At 59.5% G+C, this 7,764-nt stretch carries 6 protein-coding genes; 3 read left to right on the forward strand and 3 right to left on the reverse strand.

From position 1 onward, the window contains the following. Positions 1-144 precede the first annotated feature (144 nt). Positions 145-3,603, forward strand: coding sequence for an indolepyruvate ferredoxin oxidoreductase family protein (locus WA989_RS12810; RefSeq protein ID WP_424340881.1), 3,459 nt, complete (start codon positions 145-147; stop codon positions 3,601-3,603). Positions 3,604-3,721: 118 nt separating this feature from the next. Here WA989_RS12810 and WA989_RS12815 read toward each other — a convergent pair whose 3' ends face one another. Beyond that, positions 3,722-5,308 (reverse strand): lysine--tRNA ligase, encoded by a 1,587-nt coding sequence (locus tag WA989_RS12815; protein WP_424340882.1) that lies wholly within the window; start codon positions 5,306-5,308, stop codon positions 3,722-3,724. Between the two features lie 89 nt (positions 5,309-5,397). Further along, positions 5,398-6,177 carry a GGDEF domain-containing protein gene (locus tag WA989_RS12820; protein WP_424340883.1) on the reverse strand — a complete coding sequence of 260 codons (780 nt, stop codon included), beginning with the start codon at positions 6,175-6,177 and terminating at the stop codon, positions 5,398-5,400. Between the two features lie 139 nt (positions 6,178-6,316). Between WA989_RS12820 and WA989_RS12825 the strand changes: the two genes are divergently transcribed. Continuing rightward, the gene (locus WA989_RS12825) at positions 6,317-6,517 is read left to right on the forward strand and encodes a (2Fe-2S)-binding protein (protein ID WP_424340884.1); all 201 of its coding nucleotides are present in this window, start codon (positions 6,317-6,319) and stop codon (positions 6,515-6,517) included. A gap of 189 nt (positions 6,518-6,706) precedes the next feature. After that, on the forward strand, positions 6,707-7,198 hold the full coding sequence (gene bfr / locus WA989_RS12830; protein WP_424340885.1) for a bacterioferritin: 492 nt from the start codon (positions 6,707-6,709) through the stop codon (positions 7,196-7,198). 10 nt (positions 7,199-7,208) lie between these two features. Here bfr and WA989_RS12835 read toward each other — a convergent pair. Then, positions 7,209-7,764, reverse strand: a 556-nt coding sequence (locus tag WA989_RS12835) for a glutathione S-transferase family protein (RefSeq protein ID WP_424340886.1), incomplete at its 5' end; no start/stop codon positions are given.

A 7,764-nucleotide genomic window follows, 5' to 3' on the forward strand; every position in this document is an offset into this window, starting at 1 on the left:
AAGCGTCTGAGGCAATTTTTGTCTCTCCCGGGCAGGAAAATTAGAAAGTATTGCCCTTTCTTATGCTATTTAGCGCAAGATGGGCAAGCTTTTTCGGCAAAAAATGCAAAAATTATAGCTTAACGAAATTTGGGAGCTTGTTCCTTGGAACACCGCGAAGTCACGCTGAACGATAAATACGATCTTGTCGAGGGCCATGCCTATATGACGGGCATTCAGGCGCTGGTGCGTCTGCCGCTCGACCAGAAGCGTCTCGATGTTGCTGCCGGCCACAATACGGCGGGCTTTATCTCCGGCTATCGCGGCTCTCCGCTCGGGGGCTATGACCAGCAATTGCGAGCCGCTCAGAAATGGCTCGACACGCATGACATAGAATTCTGGGAAGGCCTGAACGAAGACCTTGGCGCAACAGCCGTCTGGGGCTCCCAGCAGCTCGGTCTGTTCCCGGGCGCAAACCGCGATGGCCTGTTCGGCATCTGGTACGGCAAGGCGCCCGGCGTAGACCGCACGGGCGACGCGTTCAAGCACGCCAATGCGGCTGGCTCTTCGCGTCTCGGCGGCGTGCTCGCTGTCTGCGGCGACGATCATATGTGCAAGTCCTCGACGCTGCCGTCTCAGTCTGAGTTCGCCATGCGCGACGCGGAGATTCCGGTGCTCAATCCGGCCTCGATCCAGGACGTGCTCGACTATGGCATCCACGGCTGGGCGATGAGCCGCTTTTCGGGCTGCTGGTCGGCGCTGATCGCGCTTGCCGATACGATGGATTCCGGCGCTGTCGTCGATGTGACGCTGGACCGGTTCAAGCTCATCACGCCTGAGTTCGAGTTTCCGGAAGGCGGCGTCCATATGCGCCGCGGTGACAATCCGCTGGAGAAGGAAAAGCGGCTGCGCGATTTCAAAATCCCGGCCGCGCAGGCCTGGGTCAAGGCGAACGGTCTCGACCATGTCATCGTGCCATCGCCGAAGCCGCGCGTCGGCATCATCACGACAGGGCAGGCGGCTCGTGATATTTTCGAAGCGCTCGCCGCGATTGGCATTTCGCCTGAGGAAGCCGGCCGTCTTGGCATCAGCGTCTTCAAGGTCGCGATGCCCTGGCCACTTGAGCAGACCGCCATCCGCGACTTCTGCAAGGGCCTCGAGCGCGTGCTTGTCATCGAGCACAAGCGCCCGCTTATCGAAGAGCAGCTACGCGCCGCCCTTTACAGCCTGCCGGACAATCAGCGCCCCTATATCGAAGGCAAGATGAACCGTGACGGCCAGAAACTGCTGAGCCAGACCGGTTCGATTCCTGTGCCTGAAATGGCCGACGCGCTGATGAGCCGCGTGCCGGGCAAATGGGATCAGTCAGAAGCCGAGCGCTACTTTCAGCGTGTTGGCGCGGCAGGTCAGGCGGCAATGTCGAATGCGTCGCCGACGGTTCGCTCGCCGCACTATTGCTCGGGCTGCCCGCACAATAGCTCGACCGTCGTACCGGAAGGCTCTCGTGCACTCGCCGGCATTGGCTGCCACTATATGGCGAATTTCATGCCCGACCGGAACACCGACATGACCAGCCAGATGGGCGGCGAGGGTGTTGCCTGGCTCGGCCAGTATTTCGCGACCGATGAAGACCATATGTTCGTCAATCTCGGCGACGGCACCTATTCGCATTCCGGTTCGCTTGCGATCCGCGCGGCGGTGACCTCCGGCGCGAACATGACCTACAAGATCCTATACAATGACGCCGTTGCGATGACCGGCGGCCAGATCGTCGAATCCGGCCAGACGCCGGTGAACATCGCCCAGCAGGTTGAGGCCGAAGGCGTCACCAAGATCGTCATCGTGACCGAAGACACGACGCGTTATGCCGGCGTCAAAGGACTGCCGCGGTCTGTCCGCATCTATGACCGCGAGGAACTCGATGAGGTCCAGCGCATGCTGCGCGACACCAAGGGCGTCTCGGTCATGATCTATGACCAGATCTGCGCGACCGAGAAACGCCGCCGCTCCAAGCGCGGGATGCGCAAGCCGGATCGCACGCGCGTAATGATCAATCAGGAGGTCTGCGAGGGCTGCGGAGACTGCTCTATCAAGTCGAACTGTCTCTCTGTCGAGCCGGTCGAGACCGAACTTGGCCGCAAGCGCCGCATCAACCAGTCGACCTGTAACACCGACCTCTCCTGCCTGCGCGGTTTTTGCCCGAGCTTTGTCACCATCAAGGACGCGCATTTTGCTGCTGAAGACCAGCCGGTGCTGGAAGTCGATGCTTCGGGACTGGCGCTGCCTGATCTTCCTTCGCTTGCTCAGCCCTGGAACGTCCTGTTCACCGGTGTCGGTGGCACGGGCGTCACGACGGTCGCTGCCGTGCTGGCCATGGCGGCGCATGTCGATGGTAACGCTTCGTCCAGCCTCGATATGACGGGCCTTGCGCAAAAGGGCGGCCCGGTGCTCTCGCACCTGCGCTTTGCGAAAGAGCCTGAGATGATTTCGACAGGCCGTGTGCCGCCGGCATCTGCCGATGCGATCATTGCCTGCGATCTCGTCGTCGCTGCGAGCGGCGATGCGATCGGCCTGATGGATGTCGGCCGCACGCAGGCTGTCGCCAATGCCGATGTCACGCCGACCAGCGAATTCATCCGTGATCGGTCGAAGAAGTTCGAGAGCCAGATGCTCGCCGCGCGGGTCAAGCGCCAGGCCCGTGACTTCGGCACGATCGATGCCGAAGCGCTTGCGATCGGTTATCTCAATGATGCGATCTACACGAATATGATCATGGTCGGCTACGCCTGGCAGAAGGGGCAAGTTCCCGTGTCGCTGAGAGGCCTCTACCGCGCGATCAAGCTCAATGGTGTGAAGGTTGCCGAGAACATGAAGGCGTTCGATGTCGGCCGGCTGGCCGCGGCGGACCCTGAGCGTCTTGAAACGGTCTCCGACCCGCGCGGCGATGCCCCGGCCAAGACGCTTGACGAGATCATCGAGGACCGCGCTGCGCGCCTGGTCGCCTATCAGAACGAGGATTATGCGCAGCAATACCGCGACCTGGTCGCCCGCGTTCGCGCAGAAGAAGAGAAAGCCGGGCTCGGCGATGCGTTCACGACGGCTGTCGCGAAATTTGCCTTCAAACTCATGGCGTACAAGGATGAGTATGAGGTGGCGCGTCTCCACACGGACGGCACCTTCGAGAAGAAGCTCCGCGAGACCTTCAAGGGCGGCAAGATCGAGTTCCATCTCGCCCCGCCGCTGATCGCGAAGAAAGATGCCGAAGGGCATCTGAAGAAGCAGCGCTTCGGCCCATGGATGAAGACCGCGTTCAGCCTGCTCAGACGCTTCAAGGGCCTGCGTGGCACGCGTTTCGATATCTTCGGCTATACCGAGGAGCGCAAGATGGAGCGCAAGCTACGCGATGACTATCTTGAGAATGCCGTGAAGCTCGCTGAAGGCCTGAACAAGAAGAACCATGAGCTCGCTGTCGCCATTGCGTCCATCCCCGACGAGATCCGTGGCTATGGTCATGTGAAGGAGGCCTCTGTCGAGGCGGCTGAAGGCCATGCCGAGGAACTCTGGCAGAATTGGCCAAAAGGCGGCCTGCCAAAAGCGAAGACAACGCTTATCGCGGCGGAGTAGAAACGAGCCCAGCCCCAGCCTCGTGGCGAGTGAAGTCGACCCACGAGGCAGGCAGCTGCGCAAACACGCCCTCGTCCTTTGGCTTTGCTTAGGACGAGGGCTTTTTTATGCGTAACGGCTAACGCGCCAGCGCGTCCTCAATCAGCTGCGCGGTCTCGTCGACGCCATAGAGCGCCGCGAAGCCGCCAAAACGGGGGCCCTGGCTCTGGCCAAGTAGGACTTCATAGAGCGCCTTGAACCAGTCGCGGAGATTCTCGAACTCGTGGGCCTTTCCGATCTCGAAGGTCAGGTTCTGCAACTCTTCAGCGCTCGCCTCGCCATCCCATGCGCGCAGGCGCGCGGCAAAGTCTTCAAGAGCCTTACGTTCCTTCTCGTCCGGCGCGCGGTACACCTTCTCCGGCTTCACGAAGTCCTGGTAATAGCGGATCGCGTAACCGGCGAGTTCGTCGAGAAGCGGATTGGAGTGCGGGTTTGCGTCTGGCGCATAGCGCGAGATGAAGTCCCAGAGCTGGTCCTTGGTCTCGGTATTGGCAGCGCTGACTAGGTTGAGCAGAAGCGCGAAAGAGACGGGCGGATTGCCTGTCGGCACCTGTCCGGAATGGATGTGCCAGACCGGGTTTTCGACCTGGCGGTTGATCTCTTCGTCCGGATACTTCGACAGGAAGGTCAGATACTCATCGACGGCTTTCGGGATGACGTCGAAATAGAGTTTCTTTGCAACCCGCGGCTTCTGGAACTGGAACAGCGACAGGCTCTCCTGCGGCGCATAGGCCAGCCAGTCCTCGACCGAGATGCCATTGCCCTTGGTCTTGGAAATCTTCTCGCCCTTTTCGTCGAGGAACAGTTCGTACACGTATTGCTGCGGCGGGCGGCTTCCCAGGATCTGGCAGATCTTCGAATAGATCGGCGCATTGTCCTGGTGGTCCTTGCCGAACATTTCAAAATCGACGCCGAGCGCGGCCCAGCGCATCCCGAAGTCGGGCTTCCATTGCAGCTTGGTGTTGCCGCCGGTGACGGGGAGGGTGACGTCGCTGCCGTCTTCATCCTCAAAGGTGATGGTGCCGGATTTCGGATCGGTCGCCTTCATTGGCACGTAGAGCACGCGGCCTGTTGAGGGTGAGATCGGCAGGAAGGGCGAATAGGTCGCCTGCCGTTCAGCCCCGAGCGTCGGCAGCATGACGGCCATGATCTCATCGAACTTTTCGAGCGCGCGCAGCAGCGCCTCGTCAAAAACGCCGGACTTGTAGAGCGTCGTGGCCGACTTGAATTCATAGTCGAAGCCGAAATTGTCGAGGAAGGCGCAGAGCCGCGCGCCCATATGCGCGCCATAGCTTTCATGCGTGCCAAACGGATCAGGCACGGCCGTCAGCGGCATCTGCATGTAAGGCTCAAGCTCGACCGGATTCGGCACTGTCGGTGGCACCTTGCGCATGCCGTCCATATCGTCCGAGACGCAGATCAGCTTGGTCTCAAACCTGCCCTCGGTCAGCGTCTCGAAGGCATGGCGCACCATTGTCGTGCGCACGACTTCGCCAAACGTGCCGATATGCGGCAAGCCTGAGGGACCGTAGCCGGTCTCGAAGACGACCGGCCCCTCTTTAGGGGTTCCCGCGCGCTCCATGTTTTCGAGCCGTTTCAGCAGGGCGCGTGCCTGTTCAAAGGGCCAGGCCTTTGCATTCTCGGCAAGCGTAGGTAGCGCGCTCATGACGTCTCCATTGGTCACATTCAGGATCGTGCCGGAGGTAGAGGGCAGGGCTAGTGCGGTCAAGCTGTCTGGGCCGCAAGGCGTCCAGCTCAGGCAGCCTTGTGCACTGAGACGCGGTTGCGCCCGGAATGCTTGGCGGCGTACATCCTCTTGTCCGCCATGCGCAAGAGGTCCGAAGTCTGACTGGACACTGTTCCGGGCGCGACTCCGATACTGGCGGTTATTCTGGCAGTCGTGTTAGCTTCGGGTTCGAATTCGATCCCGGCGATCGCGAGGCGCACGCGTTCGGCGATCAGGCGGGCCAGCTCGATGTTCTCCCCGGGAACGAAGATCCCGAATTCCTCCCCGCCGATCCGTCCGACAATGTCCTCGTCGCGCGTCGCCTCATTGAGGGCACCGGCGATCAGCTGAAGCGCCTTGTCACCAGCATGATGGCCATAAGTATCATTGATCTGTTTGAAGTGGTCGATATCGATCATGAGCATTGCGCCGGAAACCTGACGCTCCTGATAGCGACTGATGCGGCTCAGGAAGGCCTCCCGGTTGAGCAGACCGGTCAGCGGATCCAGACGAGCCCGGCGAGCATGCTCGGCGTGCACCTCTTCCAGCTGGTGTATGGCTAGGGCGAGCTTCTTTCGCTCACGCTGGAAAACCAGGGCCAGCGGAAAAGTTACCGTCGTGGCGCAGATGGCCGCCAGCGCGAACCAGATCACAACCACCTCGCTGAGAATGTAGTTTGGTATGTCGCAGACAAGGATTGCGAGGCCGGTAACGATCTGACTCAGGGCGAGGGTGAACAACGTAATTACCACCGCACGTCGAAAGGAAACGCGCACCGGCGACTTGGTTATGATGCGCTTGTCTTGCATGAATTGGCGATAGGCAGAAAGTCTGAAGAACTCTCCTTGCCGGTATTTGAAATTACCAGAAAATTTTCACGAACCTCGCTGCATGAGAATGTTGTTGAGAGTAATTGACACTCATTCGCAACTAGGCTAATTGAGAATCATGATCATTTGCATTTGCAGACGCATTAATGACACGGGTGTCCGCTCCGCCGTAGAGGCAGGGGCGCGCAGTCCGGAAGCCGTACAGGCCCATCATGGCTGCCAGTTCAATTGCGGCAAATGCAGAACCGCTATTGGCGAGATGATCTCCGAGACGGTTGATGCGCAGCCGACCATGCCGTCGCTGATCGCCGCTGAATAAGCAGCAGGCCTCATCTGTTCCTGAAAACCCAGTCAATTCAAACCGCTAGTCCGGGACGCTTTCGCTGGTGCAATTGAAACTGCTTCTCACCCGCATAACCAGCTGATTTTTATAGACAATTTGGTTTGAATTGAACGACTCGCATGTTATCTCCGCCGCATATAACAATCTTTCAGCAAGGAGTCCGTCATGAAAGGCGATCCGAAAGTCATCGAATTTCTGAATGCGTGTCTCAAGAATGAGCTGACCGCGATCAACCAGTACTTCTTGCACTCGCGCATGCTCCTGGATTGGGGCGTCTCCATTCTCGGCGAGTATGAGTACAAGGAATCCATCGAGGAGATGGAGCATGCTGACTGGCTGATCGAGCGTATTCTCTTCCTCGGCGGCCTGCCCAATCTGCAGGATCTCGGCAAATTGCGCATCGGCGAGACGGTCGAAGAAATCCTGCAATCCGACCTCTCCCTCGAACAGGACGCGATTCCAGAGCTCAAGGATGCGATGGAATATGCCGAAAGCGTGCGCGACTATGTCAGCCGGGACCTCTTCGGCAAGATCCTGCACAATGAGGAAGAGCATGTCGATTACCTGGAGACCCAGTTCGACCTGATCGAGCGGATGGGCATCCAGAACTACATTCAGCTACAGTCAAAACCGAACGCATCATCGTCGCACGACTAGGCCTGCCGGCTCACGCATAGGCGTAAGGCCCGCCCTTTTCGAGGGCGGTCTGATAGGCGGGGCGCGCATGGATGCGTGACAGGAAATCCTGGATACGTGGATAATCGCCTGCGTCGGCCCGGCTCGTCGCCGCTTCGAGCGGAAAGCTCATGATTATGTCGGCGGCTGTGAAGTCGCTGCCTGCAAACCAGCCCGTCTCGGCCAGGGCGCTGTCCCAATAGGCGATATGCTCCTTGAGCCGCGGATCGACAAAGCCGCTTTCGGCGCGAGAGGCGACGCCCTTCACCAGCGGGCGCATCAGCGGATTGGCGTTTTCGGGAAGACGCTGGAAGACGAGCTTCATCAGAAGCGGCGGCATGGCAGAGCCTTCAGCATAATGCATCCAGTAGGTCCAGGCGAGCGCCTCTGGCGTCCCCGGTGGTGGTTTCAGGTGTCCGCCGCCATGCTTTTCAATGATGTATTCGATGATTGCGCCCGTTTCAGCGACGATGATGCCTTCCTCCTCGAGGATTGGCGACTTGCCGAGCGGATGGACCTCTCGCAGCGAGTCTGGCGCGAGCATGGTT

Origin of the sequence: Henriciella sp. (assembly GCF_049649345.1) — a bacterium.
Lineage (GTDB): Bacteria > Pseudomonadota > Alphaproteobacteria > Caulobacterales > Hyphomonadaceae > Henriciella.

Excerpts from the sequence above, each read along its gene's own strand:
- WA989_RS12815 (WP_424340882.1), bottom strand. The coding sequence starts at position 5,308 with ATGAGCGCGCTACCTACGCTTGCCGAGAATGCAAAGGCCTGGCCCTTT.
- WA989_RS12825 (WP_424340884.1), top strand. The coding sequence starts at position 6,317 with ATGATCATTTGCATTTGCAGACGCATTAATGACACGGGTGTCCGCTCC.
- WA989_RS12820 (WP_424340883.1), bottom strand. The coding sequence starts at position 6,177 with ATGCAAGACAAGCGCATCATAACCAAGTCGCCGGTGCGCGTTTCCTTT.
- bfr (WP_424340885.1), top strand. The coding sequence starts at position 6,707 with ATGAAAGGCGATCCGAAAGTCATCGAATTTCTGAATGCGTGTCTCAAG.